Annotated in this window: 12 protein-coding genes and 1 pseudogene; 10 read left to right on the forward strand and 3 right to left on the reverse strand. The window is 70.0% G+C overall.

What is annotated here, in order from left to right; genetic code table 11:
• Positions 1–23: 23 nt before the first annotated feature.
• The gene (locus QMG73_RS07575; RefSeq protein WP_281893341.1) at positions 24–1,160 is read right to left on the reverse strand and encodes a DUF2332 domain-containing protein; all 1,137 of its coding nucleotides are present in this window, start codon (positions 1,158–1,160) and stop codon (positions 24–26) included.
• Between the two features lie 95 nt (positions 1,161–1,255).
• Here QMG73_RS07575 and QMG73_RS07580 point away from each other — a divergent pair, with 95 nt between their 5' ends.
• The 5 genes from QMG73_RS07580 to frr all read left to right on the forward strand — a co-directional run bounded on the left by QMG73_RS07580 (position 1,256) and on the right by frr (position 6,653).
• Positions 1,256–2,077, forward strand: coding sequence for a hypothetical protein (locus tag QMG73_RS07580; RefSeq protein WP_281893343.1), 822 nt, complete (start codon positions 1,256–1,258; stop codon positions 2,075–2,077).
• Positions 2,078–3,444: 1,367 nt separating this feature from the next.
• Positions 3,445–4,314, forward strand: coding sequence for a 30S ribosomal protein S2 (gene rpsB / locus QMG73_RS07585; RefSeq protein WP_281893344.1), 870 nt, complete (start codon positions 3,445–3,447; stop codon positions 4,312–4,314).
• A 41-nt stretch (positions 4,315–4,355) separates the two neighbouring features.
• On the forward strand, positions 4,356–5,186 hold the full coding sequence (gene tsf, locus QMG73_RS07590; RefSeq protein WP_281893346.1) for a translation elongation factor Ts: 831 nt from the start codon (positions 4,356–4,358) through the stop codon (positions 5,184–5,186).
• A gap of 124 nt (positions 5,187–5,310) precedes the next feature.
• Positions 5,311–6,075 (forward strand): UMP kinase, encoded by a 765-nt coding sequence (gene pyrH / locus QMG73_RS07595; RefSeq protein WP_281893348.1) that lies wholly within the window; start codon positions 5,311–5,313, stop codon positions 6,073–6,075.
• Between the two features lie 20 nt (positions 6,076–6,095).
• Positions 6,096–6,653 (forward strand): ribosome recycling factor, encoded by a 558-nt coding sequence (frr, locus tag QMG73_RS07600; protein ID WP_281893350.1) that lies wholly within the window; start codon positions 6,096–6,098, stop codon positions 6,651–6,653.
• Between the two features lie 3 nt (positions 6,654–6,656).
• Here frr and QMG73_RS07605 read toward each other — a convergent pair whose 3' ends face one another.
• Positions 6,657–7,418, reverse strand: coding sequence for an META domain-containing protein (locus tag QMG73_RS07605; protein WP_281893352.1), 762 nt, complete (start codon positions 7,416–7,418; stop codon positions 6,657–6,659).
• 142 nt (positions 7,419–7,560) lie between these two features.
• On the opposite strand from QMG73_RS07605, the pseudogene QMG73_RS07610 reads away from it, so the two are divergent.
• From QMG73_RS07610 to QMG73_RS07620, 3 genes and pseudogenes are all read left to right on the forward strand, one after another.
• A pseudogene (locus QMG73_RS07610) lies at positions 7,561–8,481 on the forward strand (phosphatidate cytidylyltransferase); the annotation flags it as partial.
• Between the two features lie 36 nt (positions 8,482–8,517).
• Positions 8,518–9,651 carry a 23S rRNA (adenine(2503)-C(2))-methyltransferase RlmN gene (gene rlmN, locus QMG73_RS07615; protein WP_281893353.1) on the forward strand — a complete coding sequence of 378 codons (1,134 nt, stop codon included), beginning with the start codon at positions 8,518–8,520 and terminating at the stop codon, positions 9,649–9,651.
• 5 nt (positions 9,652–9,656) lie between these two features.
• A complete protein-coding gene (locus QMG73_RS07620) occupies positions 9,657–10,928 on the forward strand; it encodes a DivIVA domain-containing protein (RefSeq protein ID WP_281893354.1) in 1,272 nt (423 codons plus the stop codon).
• A gap of 51 nt (positions 10,929–10,979) precedes the next feature.
• Here the strand turns inward: QMG73_RS07620 and QMG73_RS07625 are convergent, their stop codons facing one another.
• Entirely contained in the window at positions 10,980–11,201 is a 222-nt protein-coding gene (locus QMG73_RS07625; RefSeq protein ID WP_281893355.1) for a DUF2631 domain-containing protein, read from the reverse strand.
• Between the two features lie 119 nt (positions 11,202–11,320).
• On the opposite strand from QMG73_RS07625, the gene QMG73_RS07630 reads away from it, so the two are divergent.
• Together QMG73_RS07630 and QMG73_RS07635 are read left to right on the forward strand one after the other, a co-directional pair.
• Positions 11,321–12,865, forward strand: a complete 1,545-nt coding sequence (locus tag QMG73_RS07630) for a Rieske 2Fe-2S domain-containing protein (protein ID WP_281893356.1) — start codon at positions 11,321–11,323, stop codon at positions 12,863–12,865.
• 124 nt (positions 12,866–12,989) lie between these two features.
• Positions 12,990–14,306: a S8 family peptidase gene (locus tag QMG73_RS07635; RefSeq protein ID WP_281893357.1), complete on the forward strand. Its 1,317-nt coding sequence runs from the start codon at positions 12,990–12,992 to the stop codon at positions 14,304–14,306.
• Positions 14,307–14,366: the final 60 nt, after the last annotated feature.

Consider the following 14,366-nt stretch of genomic DNA (forward strand, 5'->3'; position numbering starts at 1 on the left):
CGGACAATCAAGCCACCCGCGTGCTACACGCGAGGCGCGTACCCGTACACCCTCGGAGTCCATTCCAACCACTGGCCGTGCGGGCCGGTCCGGGCGAGGACCTCCACGGTGGCCTGGCCATCCCGCCACGCGACGAGGGTGAGCACTCCGACGGCGAGGACGCCGCGCGGTCCGGCCTCGGCCGGACGGCGCCCGATGAACATCTCGGCGCCGAAGGGCGCCGCCTCGTTGAACAGCACCGTGAGGTCTCGGCGCGCGCCAACCTCGGCGAGCGTCGCGACGAGCCGCCGGCGGTCGGCGTCGGGCAGATACGTGATGGCGTTCGACGAGAAGACGCACGGCACCGCGGAATCATCCACAGTGGACAACGCGAGCGGCAGGGTCTCGACCATGTCGCCGGCCAGCATCGCCGGCCGTGCCCGCGCCACCTCCGCCAGCGCCGCGTCGAGCCGGGCCAGGCGGTCGGTCTGCTCCGGCCAGACACACGCGCGTAGCCAGTCGGTGGCGCCGGCGTCCGCGGCGTCGATGGGCGCGAGGTCGATGCCCACCCGACCCGCGACCGGCAGCGGTCCAGCGGCGGGCTCCGGCCACCGCTCGCCGCGCACCTCGCAGGTGATCGCCAGCCCACCGGCCGGCCCGTAGGTGGTGGCGCGGGCGCCGTGCTCGTAACGGCAGGCGTACCGGTCGCTCATCAGCAGCAGGCCGGCGCTGGTGCCGAGTTCGACCAGGCTGAGGGAGCGCCCGCCGGCGAGGGCCGCCGCGCGGCCGAAGCCGGGCCGCAGCAGAGCGGCGCGCCGCGCCTCGTTCGTCTGGGTCGTCCTGGTCGCGCACAGCGCGGTAAGTGAGTCGCGGTGCGCGGACACGAGACTCGCCAGCGCCGCGGGCAACTCGCTGTCCACGCCGCGAGTGCCGCCGAGCACCGGCAAATACGCCGACAGCGGGTGATCGCGCGCGATAGTGCGCAAGAGGTACTGGACAGCGGCGAAATAGAGGATCGCGCGGCGCTGGCCCGGCGGGGCGGCGAGCAGGGGCGCCGCGAGGTCCGGCCGGTCGGCCACGACGCCGGAAAGGTACTCGTATCGCGCCGAATGGCCGTGGAACTCCTTGAGCGCGAAATGCCGGAACATCCGGCCCAGCGCGCGGGACTCCGCCGACGTCATCCTCTGATCGTGTCGCTCCGTGCGGGCTGGCCGCAGCGACCGCCGTCACAGGTGACAGGTAGCGCGGATCGCTGCTGGTCGAATACGGTGCGCCGGTGGAAGGTGAACGCTGGAACGGTGCTCCGCAGGAGTGGGACGGGTACCGGATCCCCGGGCCTCGCGGGCAGCACGACGGCTTCGATGGCGATCCGCTGACCGCGGCGCTCCCGTACGGCTTGAACGACGCCGGCAACCCGCTCGCGACGGCGGCCGCGAGGGAATCGACCCGCCAGCCCCTGGAGGAGCCGACCGGGGCGGTGGCGCCGGTTTCACCTCGCCCCGCCGACACGGGGCCGTACCCGCCGTCCGCAGCCCAGGGTGGGTACGCGGTCGAACTCGGCCTGACGATCGCCAACCCTTCGGGCACGCCCGCCTTCCAGCCACCGTCCGTACCCCCGCCGGTCGCACCGCCTCTGGCGCCTCCTGTCGCGTCGCCTTTGGGGCCTCCTGTCGCGTCGCCGTTGGCGCCGCCACAGCCGGAGCCTGCGCGTTTCCACGCCGAACCGATCGACCGGGCTTCGCTGCGCCGTCCCTCCGCGCCGATCGCCCCCGTGGGCGACGGCGTGTACCGGACCCGCCGTCCCGCCGTGGGTCTCGCACTGGTGGCACTGACGGTGATCTTCGAGGTACCGGCACTGCGGCTCTTCCTCGATGCCGCGATCGGTGGCCCGGTGTCCGCGGCCGGCCTGGTATCCGGCCTGTTCCTGGTGATCGGGCTGCCACTGTTCGCGCTGGGCCTCTACGCCCTGGTGACCGGCGCCACCCGGCTCAGCCCGGAGGCCGGCGGCGGCATCCACGTCTGGCTCCGCCCACCCGCGGCGTACCTGCCGATCGCCCTGATCCTGCTCCTAGCAGCTGCCCTGGCCGCCGGCCCATAACCGCGGCCACCGGTCCGCGCCGCTCCCGCCTCGCGCTGCGCCGCCCGGCCCCGTGCCTGCGGGCTGCGGCGTGCTGCACGCGGCGCTGTTAGCCCCGGCGTCGCCCTGCGTGGCTAGGGATGCGTTGCGCCGCCTCCGGCGGCTTTCCCGCAGATCAAGGGCGAGCGCGCATGGTTGGATCTCTGATCCGGGTGCGGGCGCCGCGCGGCGCGCGTGGTGCGGCGTGTCGCCACGCCGCTTCCGCCGATCAAGGGCGAGTGCACGTGGTTTGATCTCCGATCCTCGCGCAGGCGCCGCGCGGCCGGCACGGCACGGCGTGTCGCCACGCCGGCAGCGCCGATCAAGGGCGAATGCACGTGCTTGGCTCTCATTTCCGCGTGCGTTTGCCCTTGATCGATGCACTTGGCCTTGATCGGCGGGCCTGCGTGGTGGTCTTGCCCGCACGGCGTCCTTGTCCGCGCGGTGGCCTTTGTGTGTGTGGCGTCCTTGTTCGTGCGGTGGTCTTGTCCGCGCGGGCCACTCGCATCGCGTCGGGCGGGTGCTGCGGCGCTGGAACGCTGCCAGGTCCGCGACCGCACCAGGCCGTTCTGCCGTGCGCCGGACTCCGGGTTCTGTCGCCGCAGCGCCGCGACGGCCAAGATCTCGGGAATGAGGCCGCAGTGCGGCAGCCGGGCGTGGTCGGCGCCGGTGGGCGGCGCTTGCGGTTCGGCGCTCGTTGCGCGGCGCGAGCAGCGCCCGTCACGCGCCCCACCCCACCACCACGCCTGCGCCGATCAAGGACATTCGCATGGATCAAGGGCAAATGCACGCGGAAAAGAGATCCAACCGCGTGCATTCGCCCTTGATCGGCGGAAGCGGCGTGGCGACACGCCGTGCCACGCACGCGGCACGCCGCCCACGCCCGGATCAGAGATCCAACCACGTGCATTCGCCCTTGATCGACGGGGAGAGCGCGCCTCCGGCGCGGAGCGCGCGGCGCAGGGCGCGCGGCGCAGGGCGCCCTGCGCAGGGCGCGCGGCGCAGGGCGCGCGGCGCGAGGAGCGGAGGGAGCGCGGCGTGGGGAGCGGAGAGCGTGCGGCGCAGGGCGTGCGGCGTGGGGAGCGGAGGGAGTGCGGCGAGCGGGGAAGTGCGGAGCGGATGCGGGGAGGTGGGGGACGTCGGGGGGTGGGAGGGGAGGGGCGTACACTTGGCGATTGGCGACCGCCTCGGCGGTCGACCTCGCGCGCCCTCCCCGCGGCACTGTCCTTGGGGCGACGGTCCCCTGGTCCCGATTTTCGTCGGGGCACGCTGGCCGGCGATCAGGCGCTAGGACGCCTGGCCAGCCGGCCCGGCGTGACAACCAGGGAATAGTCAAGGAGCACCTCACCATGGCCGTAGTGACCATGCGCCAGCTGCTGGAGAGCGGTGTCCACTTCGGGCACCAGACTCGCCGCTGGAACCCGAAGATGAAGCGCTTCATCTTCACCGAGCGCAACGGTATCTACATCATCGACCTGCGCCAGACCCTCGACTACATCGAGAAGGCGTACGACTTCGTGCGCAACACGGTGGCCGAGGGCGGCACGATCCTCTTCGTCGGCACGAAGAAGCAGGCCCAGGAGGCGATCGCCGAGCAGGCGACCCGCGTCGGCCAGCCCTTCGTCAACCACCGCTGGCTGGGCGGCATGCTGACGAACTTCCAGACGGTTTACAAGCGCCTTCAGCGGATGAAGGAGCTGGAGTCGCTCGACCTCACGGGCACCGCGCAGGGCTACACGAAGAAGGAGACCCTGCAGCTGTCTCGCGAGAAGGACAAGCTGACCCGCACCCTTGGTGGTCTGCGCGACATGCAGAAGACCCCGTCGGCGATCTGGGTGGTCGACACCAAGAAGGAGCACATCGCTGTCGACGAGGCCCGCAAGCTGAACATTCCGGTCATCGCGGTGCTCGACACCAACTGCGACCCGGACGAGGTCGACTTCCCGATCCCGGGCAACGACGACGCGATCCGCTCGGCTGAGCTGCTGACCAGGGTGGTCGCCGCCGCCGTCGCCGACGGTCTCATTGCGCGTTCCGGCCGGGCGACCCGCGGCAGCGGTGCCGAGGAGAAGCCGGAGCCGGGCGTGGTGGGCGCTGACGAGCCGCTGCCCGAGTGGGAGCGCGAGCTGCTCGAAGACACCGAGAAGAAGGCGGACGAGCCGAAGCTGGCCGAGGAGCCGAAGCAGGCCGAAGAGCCCGCCACGGCCGCCGCCGAGTAAAGCCCGCCCCAGCCAGCACACCCACACCCAAAGAGAGAGTCATGGCCAACTTCACCGCCGCGGACGTCAAGAAGCTCCGCGACCTGACCGGCGCCGGCATGATGGACGCCAAGAAGGCGCTCGACGAGGCCGAGGGCGACTTCGACAAGGCCACCGAGGTCCTGCGCGTCAAGGGCGCGAAGGATGTCGGCAAGCGTGCCGGGCGCACCGCCGCCAACGGGCTCGTCGCCCACTCGGGCAAGGCACTGCTCGAGCTGAACTGCGAGACCGACTTCGTGGCCAAGAACGCCGACTTCGTGGCGCTGGCCCAGGAGATCGTCCAGCAGGGCGAGCAGGCGGGCGTTGCTGACGCGGAGGCGCTGCTCGGCGTCGCGCTGGCTGACGGCCGCACGGTCGCCGACACGGTCCAGGAGTTCTCCGCCAAGATCGGCGAGAAGCTCGTCGTCAACCGCTTTGGCCGGGTCGACGGCACGGTCGCCGTCTACCTGCACCGCAAGAGCCAGGACCTGCCTCCGGCGGTCGGCGTGCTCGTCGAGTACAGCGGCAAGTCGGACGAGGCCGGCGACGCCGACGCGCGCGGCGTCGCGATGCAGATCGCGGCCATGCGGCCCAAGTACCTCACGCGTGACGAGGTGCCGGCCGATGTCGTCGAGTCGGAGCGCCGGATCGCCGAGCAGACCGCTCGCGAGGAGGGCAAGCCGGAGGCGGCTCTGCCCAAGATCGTCGACGGTCGGGTCAACGCCTTCTTCAAGGACTACGTGCTCCTGGAGCAGGCGTCGGTCGCCGACAACAAGAAGTCCGTCAAGCAGGTGCTCGCGGAGGCGGGCATCGACGTGACGCGCTTCCTGCGCTACGAGGTCGGCCAGGCCTAAGCAACAAGAGGTCGGCCAGACCCGAGACGAAAACGAGGAGGCCGCGGGTGTACGCGACAGACACCGCGGCCTCCTCGTCACATACTGTGAACGGCAGGCTCTCACCGGACGGAAGGCGGCTCGGATGACGCATGCGGTTGCTAACGAGGCGACGGAGGATCCGATCGCACCTCCGCCGGGGCGGTCGCGGCGGGTCGTTCTGAAGCTGTCGGGTGAGGTGTTCGGCGGGGGCCTGGTCGGCGTGGACCCCGACGTGGTCCAGGCGGTCGCGCGGCAGATCGGCAGCGTGGTACGGCGTGGCGTGCAGGTCGCCGTGGTGGTGGGCGGCGGCAACTTCTTCCGCGGTGCCGAATTGCAGAAGCGTGGCATGGACCGGGCGCGCGCCGACTACATGGGCATGCTGGGCACGGTGATGAACTGCCTCGCGCTCCAGGATTTCCTGGAGAAAGAGGGCATCGAGACCCGGGTGCAGTCGGCGATCACGATGGCGCAGGTCGCCGAGCCGTACATTCCGTTGCGCGCCATCCGGCACCTGGAAAAGGGCCGCGTGGTCATCTTCGGTGCCGGCGCCGGCATGCCGTACTTCTCCACCGACACCGTGGCGGTCCAGCGCGCGCTGGAGATCCACGCCGACGTCGTGCTGATGAGCAAGAACGGCGTCGACGGCGTCTACACCGCCGACCCGCGCATCGACCCGACGGCGACGAAGCTCGACACCGTGACCTTCGGCGAGGCGCTGCGCCGCGGCCTGCGCGTGGCCGACGCCGCCGCGTTCAGCTTGTGCATGGACAACGGGCTGCCCATGCTCGTGTTTGGCGCCGAGGGTGACGACACCATCATCAAGGCGGTCGGCGGCGATCGCATCGGCACCTTGATCACTGCTAACTAGGGAAGGAGGCGACGGAGACAGTGATCGACGACACGCTCCTCGAGGCCGAAGACAAGATGGATCGGGCGATCGACCACGCCAAGGAGGAGTTCGCCGCGATCCGCACGGGCCGTGCGACGGCGGCGATGTTCTCCAAGATCATTATCGACTACTACGGCAGCCCCACCCCCCTGACGCAGATGGCGTCCGTCGGCACCCCCGAGCCGCGGATGGCCATCATCAAGCCGTACGACGCGTCGCAGCTCGGCGCGATGGAAAAGGCGATCCGCGACTCCGACCTCGGTGTCAACCCGAGCAACGAGGGCACCCAGATCCGCATCGTGCTCCCGCAGATGACCGAGGAGCGCCGCCGCGACATGATCAAGGTGGCCCGTCACAAGGGTGAAGAGTCCAAGGTCGCCATCCGCAACGTGCGCCGCAAGGCCAAGGAAGAGCTCGACCGCATCGTCAAGGACGGCGAGGCGGGCGAAGACGAGGTACGCCGGGCCGAGAAGGAGCTCGACGACCTGACCCACAAGTACGTCGCGCACGTCGACGAGCTCGTGAAGCACAAGGAAGCCGAGCTCCTCGAGGTCTGAGCCTCAGGACTCGGAGCGCAGCAGCAGGGCGGGGCCGCCGGCGCGGTCGACGGTCAGGCGGCCCGCCTCGATCTGGAGCGTGACCTCGCCCGCGTCGAGCACGGCGAACAAGCGGTTCTCGAACAGCGGGTTCTCGATGGCGCAGGACCGCTTCGTGGTGTCGGCCTCGCCCAGCGTCGCGCCGCCGTCGTGGTGAGCCGCCGAGCTGGTGATCCAGTTGCACCCGGCGAACGCCACCACCGTGCCGTCGGCCTGGAAGACCAGGTACGGCTGGGGGAAGGGCCGCGGGGTGGTGGTCACGCCGTTTTCGACGAGCGCCTCGATGACCCAGTACGTGCCGATCAGTGGCGGGTCGGTCGCCACGGCGGGGCTGTCGGTGAGGGTGAACCGGATGGTGCCGTCGGTGAGCACCAGCTTGTGGCCGTGCAGCCGGACGGTCGGGTCGCGGTCGAGAAACGCGGCGAGCCAGGCGTCCTGGGCGTACGCCGCGTCGTTGGTGCAGCCGTTGCGGAACAGGTTGACGCCGCTGACCACCAGTTGAGAGCCGTTGATGGCGGCGGCGCCGTTGATCTGGCCGCAACCCGCGCCGGCGTTCACCTTGCCGTCGGGGAAGTCGATCCGGATCCTGGTGCCCGGCACCAGTGCCCGCGGCTGGCCGTTCTCGGTCACCGACACTGACCGGAACGTGCGCTGCCAGACCGTCGAATCAGGGCAGGCCGCCGCGCCGCCGGAGCCGGCCATCGTCGCTGACAGAATGATGCTCATCAATTTCGACATACAGTCATGATGCACCGGTTACGGCTGGCCGCACGACTGCCAGTACGCTCGGCTCAACTGACCGCGAAAAGGGGGCTCGAGGGTAATGTCTTACCTTGACCGCCCCAGAGTCGACGGATATCCGGACGACGAGCCGCCCACTGCGGCGTACCCTCAAATCGAGCGAAACGACCCCGAACCGGAACCGGTGCGACCGCGCCGACCCGGTCCTGGCCGGCGCCGTAAGGGCCGTGCGCCGGGGCGCGCGGGCCGCAACCTGCCAGCGGCGATCGGCGTAGGTGTCACGCTGGGCGCGATCGTGCTCGTGTCGCTTTTCGTCTGGAAGCAGGCGTTTCTCGGCGTGATCGCCATCGCGGTCGGCGTGGGGATCTGGGAGATGGTCCGCGCGGTCCGCGCGATCGAGGCGCGTCCGCCGCTGGTCCCGCTGGTCGCGGGCGGCGTCGTCATGACGGGCCTTGCCTGGTACGCGGGGCCGGACGCGCTGTTTCTCGGGCTGCTCGTGACGGTACTGGCCACGATGGTGTGGCGCCTCGCCGACGGGCCACGCGGCTACCAGCGCGACCTGACCGCGTCCACGCTGATCGCGGTGTACGTGCCATTCCTGGCCGGGTTCGCGGCGCTGCTCGCGGCACCCGAAGACGGCGGCAAGCGGGTCGTCGCCGCGCTCGCCGCGGTGGTGCTGTCGGACACCGGCGGGTACGCGGCCGGTGTTTTCTTCGGCAAGCACCCGATGGCGCCGTCGGTCAGCCCGAAGAAGTCGTGGGAGGGTTTCGCCGGTTCGCTGCTGGCGACCGCCCTGGGCAGTGCCGTGATCCTGATGCTGCTGCTCGACGTCGAGCCGTGGTGGGGAGCGGTCTTCGGGTTGGCGGTTTCGGTGGCGTCGGTGCTCGGTGACCTGGCCGAGTCCATGATCAAGCGCGATCTGAAGATCAAGGACATGAGCCAGCTCCTACCGGGGCACGGAGGGTTGATGGATCGCCTCGACTCGATCCTCTTCGCGGCGCCGACGGCGTACCTGCTGCTCACGCTCTTCGCGGCACCGCCGGGCTGACGGCATGGTGCGTGCTCATGGGAGACTGGACGGGCTATGACGAGCCTGCCCGTACTCCCGCTGTCGACCGGCGCGCCACCGCGCCGCCCGGCGCGTCCGCCGCGCCATCTCGCCGACCTTGACCTGGCTGGTCGCCAAGCGCTGGTCGTCGAGCTGGGCGAGCCGGCGTTTCGTGCCAAGCAGCTCTCCACGCACTACTTTGGCCGGCTCGTGCGCGATCCCGCCCAGATGACCGATCTGCCGGCGGCGGCGCGCGAGCGCCTGGCCGAGAGCCTGATGCCGACGCTGCTCACCGCTGTGCGCGAGATGGCGTGCGACGACGGCGCCACGCGCAAGGCGCTGTGGCGCCTGCACGACGGCGCGCTCGTCGAGAGCGTCCTGATGGGGTACCAGGACCGCGTGACCGTGTGCATCTCCAGTCAGGCCGGGTGCGGCATGGCGTGCCCGTTCTGCGCCACCGGCCAGGCCGGCCTGACGCGCAACCTGTCGACCGCCGAGATCGTCGACCAGGCTGTCTACTTGGCGGGCGTCGCCGCCTCCGGAGCGGTCAGCGGATCGCCGCCGCGGCTCTCGCATGTGGTGTTCATGGGCATGGGCGAGCCCCTGGCAAACTACGCCCGGGTGATCGAGGCGATCCGGCGGCTGTGCGCACCGGCTCCCGAGGGTCTGGGCCTGTCACAGCGTCACATCACCGTTTCGACGGTGGGTCTGGTGCCGGCAATGCGGAAGTTGGCGGAAGAGGAACTCTCCGTAACCCTTGCGCTGTCGTTGCATGCACCCGATGATGAGCTGCGCGACGAACTCGTGCCGGTCAACCAACGCTGGAAGGTCTCTGAGGTGCTCGACGCCGCGTGGGACTACGCCGCTCGTACGGGTCGCCGGGTGTCCATCGAATACGCGATGATCAGGGACGTGAACGACCAGCCGTGGCGCGCCGATCTGCTGGGTCGGCTGCTCGCCGGCCGGTTGGCGCACGTCAATCTGATTCCGCTCAACCCCACCCCGGGCAGCAGGTGGGACGCGAGCCCCAAACCGGTCGAGCGCGAGTTCGTGCGGCGGTTGCGCGCTGCGGGCGTGTCGACCACGGTGCGTGACACTCGAGGTCGAGAGATCGATGGTGCGTGCGGGCAGCTGGCCGCCAGTGAGACCGGCAGCGCGGACGGAAGGTGACATAGGTGGCGAGTCAGGGTCAGCGTTTCCGGCGTCGGGCGCTTCGTCGGGGGTACAAGGTCGACGAGGTTGACGCCTTCCTGGACCGGGTCGAGGCCACCCTCGCCGGCGAGCCCATGGGCGCGCCGGTCGCCTCCCAGGAGGTGCACGACGTCGTCTTCCGGGTGCGCTTCGGCGGATACGACGAGTGGCAGGTCGACCTGCACCTCGACCGGGTCGAGCGGCAGCTCGCCGAGCTCGAGGAGCGCGGCGGCTACGGCCGGAGCGGCGCCCCGGACCGCATGGGCGCTCCTGACCGGATGGGGCCGCCCGACCGCATGGGCGCACCTGATCGGATGGGCCCGCCTGACCGGATGGGCCCGCCCGACCGCATGGGCCCGCCTGACCGGATGGGGCCGCCCGATCGCATGGGCGTCTCCAACGGCATGGGCAGCGGCATGACCGAGCGGATCGCGCCGGTGCGCGACGACCGCATGCCACCGCCCTCCGGGATGCCGCCCCGCCCCATGCCGGTGCAGGGCGCGTCGGCTCGCGACCCGTATGGGCAGTACGACGACCCGACCGGTGGCTTCGACCGTGGTGGGTTCGAGCGTGGGCCGCGCGGCGGTGGGTTCGACCGCGGCTTCGACGGTCCCTCGCGCGAGTTCGACGGTCCGCCGTCCCGTGAGTTCGATGGGCCGCCATCGCGTGACTTCGACGGTCCGCCGTCCCGTGAGTTCGACGGTCCGCCGTCGCGTGACTTCGGCGGGCCCTCTCGTGAATTCGACAAGCTCCCGTCGCGTGGCATGGACGGGCCTCCGTCGCGGGCCGGGTTCGACGCGCCGAGCGGCGGGTTCGCGGCCGGTGGACCTGGTCCCGGGTACGGGGCTGACCGGTTCGGTGGGCCGGAGGAGCGGTTCGACGGGTTCGCGGCCGGCCGGCACGGCAAGGCCGACATGACCGCCGAGATCCGCATGCCCGACCGCGGGATGGACGGTCCGATGGGCGCCCCTTCGATGGGCGGTCCGCCGCCGATGGGTGGGCTGCCGCCGGAGCTCCAGCGCATCGACCACATGCGCCGCCAGTTCCAGGTGCGCCGGTTCGGCAGCGGATACGACCCGGTGCAGGTCGACCGGCTCTTCGACGGCATCCTGGCGGCGGTGACGGGGCGCGGGCCGATGCCGATGAACCCGGCCGAGCTCGACCAGGCGCAGTTTGGGCTGGTGCCGGGCGGTTACTTCGAAGCCGAGGTCGACGCCGCCCTGAAGGCGGTACAGGACATCCTGCGCCGCCAGTGAGAGTGCGGGGCGCGTCGAGCGCCCCGCCCTTTAAGAGCTACGAGCTACGAGCTACGAGCGCAGGCCGTTGCGGCGCAGGACCACGTCGCCGATGAGAATGGCCGCGATGCCAGCAGCGATCGCGATCAGGAAGATGTCTTCGGTGCGGCCAGTGTGGTTGCCGGCCAGCATGGCCAGCAGCGCCAGGATGGTGACGATCCCGCCAATCCGGCTCGCCTTGCGGTGCCCCGGCTTGTGCTGGTCGGGTGAGGTCACCGGCTCGCTTCCCGCCACTTCTGGTCCTTCCCTCGAACGGATCTCGGGACTTAGTCTGGCACGCCCCGGCGGCGAGTCCGCGCGCGGTACCGGTAGCGTCGAGACGGGACAGCAGCCTGATCGAGGGAGTAGATGCGGTGCGCATCACCGGTACGGGGCACGCGAGTATGCGGATCGACACGGCCGCCGGCAGCATCCTCTGTGATCCGTGGGTCAACCCGGCGTACTTCGCTTCCTGGTTCCCGTTTCCGGACAACTCGCTGCTGGACTGGGAGAGCCTGGGGCAGGTCGACTACCTGTACGTGTCGCATCTGCACCGCGACCACTTCGACGCGGCGCACCTGACGCGGTTCGTGTCGAAGAAGGCGACGGTGCTGCTGCCGGAGTACCCGACCAGTGAGCTGGAAGACGAACTGCGTGAGCTGGGGTTCACGAGCTTCATCGAGACGAAGACCAATGAGGTCGTGGAGCTCGACGGCGGGCTGAAGGTGATGATCCAGGCGTTGACCTCGCCGACGGACGGGCCGATCGGTGACTCGTCGCTGTGGGTGGAGTACGACGGTGTGCGGCTGCTGAACCAGAACGACGCGCGCCCGTCTGACTTGTCCACGTTCGCCGAGTTGGGGCACGTGCACGCGCACATGCTGCAGTTCTCGGGTGCGATCTGGTACCCGATGGTCTACGAGCTGCCGCAGGCGGCGAAGACCGCGTTCGGCAAGCAGAAGCGGGACCGGCAGTTCGACCGGACGTGGCGGTACATCGACGATCTGAAGGCGTCGCACGTCTTTCCGATCGCGGGTCCGCCGTGCTTCCTGGACGACGAGTTGTGGCAGTTCAACGACGTCTTCGGCGACGAGGGCAACATCTTCCCGGACCAGTCGGTGTTCATGCGCGAGTACGCGAAGGTCGGTGGCACCAACGGGGTGGTGCTGTTGCCGGGGTCGGTCGCCGAGGTGACGGCGGATTCGTGTACGACCACGCACCCGACCGACGTCGACGAGTTCTTCGCCAACAAGAAGGCGCACCTGGAGGAGATGCGGGAGCGTAAGCGCCCGATCATCGAGGCCGAGAAGGCGTCGTGGCGGCACCCCGAGATCGACGTGCTCAAGGAGATGAAGCGGGTCATCGAGCCGCTGCTGGACGAGTCGCTCTACCTGGCCAAGGGTGTGGGCGGGCCGGTGCGTTTCGACCTGGTCGGTTACGACGGCGAGTCGGTCGAGTCGATCGTGGTGGACTTCCCGGGTAAGCAGGTGCGGCCGTACGGGGACGAGAAGGTCCGGTACCGGTTCCGGACCGAGCGGGCGCTGGTGGAGCACCTGCTGTTCATCGACGAGGTCGACTGGGTCAACTCGCTGTTCCTGTCGTGCCGGTTCTCCGCGGCGCGGATCGGGCAGTACAACGAGTTCGTCTACGCGTTCTTCAAGTGCCTATCCGAGGAGCGGCTGCAGTACGCCGAGGGCTGGTACGACGAGCATCTCAAGAACGCGGACAAAGAGGACATTCGTCTGGGAGACTGGGTCGTACAGCGACGCTGCCCACATCTCAAGGCCGACCTGACCCGGTTCGGCATCGTCGAGGGCAACCAGCTCACCTGCCAGCTGCACGGGTGGCGTTTCGATCTGTCATCCGGGCGGTGCTTGACAAGCGTCGGTCACGAGATCAGAGCCCACCGAGCGGAGTAAAACCCGGACGATCTTGGAGTTTGTGGGGTACAAAAGGGTCAATTTACCCCTTGTACGAACTCCCGATCGGCGGGTGAGGGCGATGGTAGGAACCGGGCTTGCCCTGGTTATGGCACTGGCCGCGATGCCACAGACTCCAGCGGTCGGCCCGCCGGAGGTCCACATCGTGGTCCTCAAGGCCGGGTTCCAGGCCGAGGCGGTCGCGGACCGGCATGGCGTACCCGTCCGGCATACCTACGAGGCGGCGGTACACGGCTTCTCCGCCGCGCTGACCACGGCACAGGCGGACGCGCTCGCCCAGGACTCGCGGGTCGCGTACGTGCAGCGCAACGTCGTCTACCGCGCACAGGGCACGCAGGCCGACCCGCCTTCGTGGGGGCTCGACCGCATCGACCAGCGGGCGCTGCCGCTCGACGCGGAGTACACGTCGCCGACCGAGGCGACCGACGTGCACGCGTACGTGATCGACACGGGTGTGCGCACGACCCACAACGACTTCGGTGGTCGGGCGAAGAGCGGATACGACGCCATCGACGGGGGCACCGCCGACGACTGCAACGGTCACGGAACGCACGTCGCGGGCACCATCGCCGGCGCGACGCACGGCGTCGCCAAGCAAGCCAAGATCGTGGCTGTCCGGGTACTGGACTGCGGCGGCAGCGGTACGACCGAGACCGTGCTCGCCGGCGTCGACTGGGTGACCGCCAACGCGGTCAAGCCCGCCGTCGCCAACATGAGCCTCGGCGGCAGCGCCGACCGGGTGCTCGACGAGGGCGTGAAGAAATCGATCGCGTCCGGCGTCGTGTACGCGCTGTCGGCCGGCAACGGCTCCGGTGGCCAGCCGCGCCAGGCGTGCATGCAGTCGCCGGCTCGCGTGTCCGAGGCGCTCACCGTCTCGGCCACCGACCGCGACGACAACCGGGCGGCGTGGGCCAACTACGGCACCTGCGTCGACCTGCTCGCACCGGGCGTGAAGATCACCTCCGCGTGGGGTACCGGCGACGACGCCACCGAGACGATCAGTGGTACGTCGATGTCGGCACCGCACGTGGCCGGCGCGGCGGCGCTCGCGTACCAGGCGAATCCACAAGCGACGGTCCCGCAGGTGATGGCGGCTGTTCTGCTGGCGGCGACGCCCGACGTCGTGGTCGACCCGATGGAAGGTACGCCCAACCGCCTGCTCTACATCGGCGACGAGGACCCGACCCAGCCGTCTCCCTCGCCGTCACCTTCACCGAGCCTGCCCGGCGTACCGGGCCTGCCGTCGCTGCCAGCGCTGCCGCCGTTGCCGGCACTGCCAGCCTTGCCGGCCCTACCGCCGCTGCCCGCGCTACCGCCATTGCCGGCGCTGCCACCGCTGCCGGCGTTGCCGCCACTCCCGGCGATCCCGGGCCTGCCCGCGATCCCAGTGCCCTCGCCCGCCCCAGCTCCAGCCCCGTAACGCCTCTTCCATGATCAGGGCGTCCCTCAAGTTGTTAGAGCGACTTGAGGGAGGCCCTGA

It is taken from the genome of Phytohabitans aurantiacus, from assembly GCF_027923225.1.
Taxonomy (GTDB): Bacteria; Actinomycetota; Actinomycetes; order Mycobacteriales; family Micromonosporaceae; genus Phytohabitans; species Phytohabitans aurantiacus.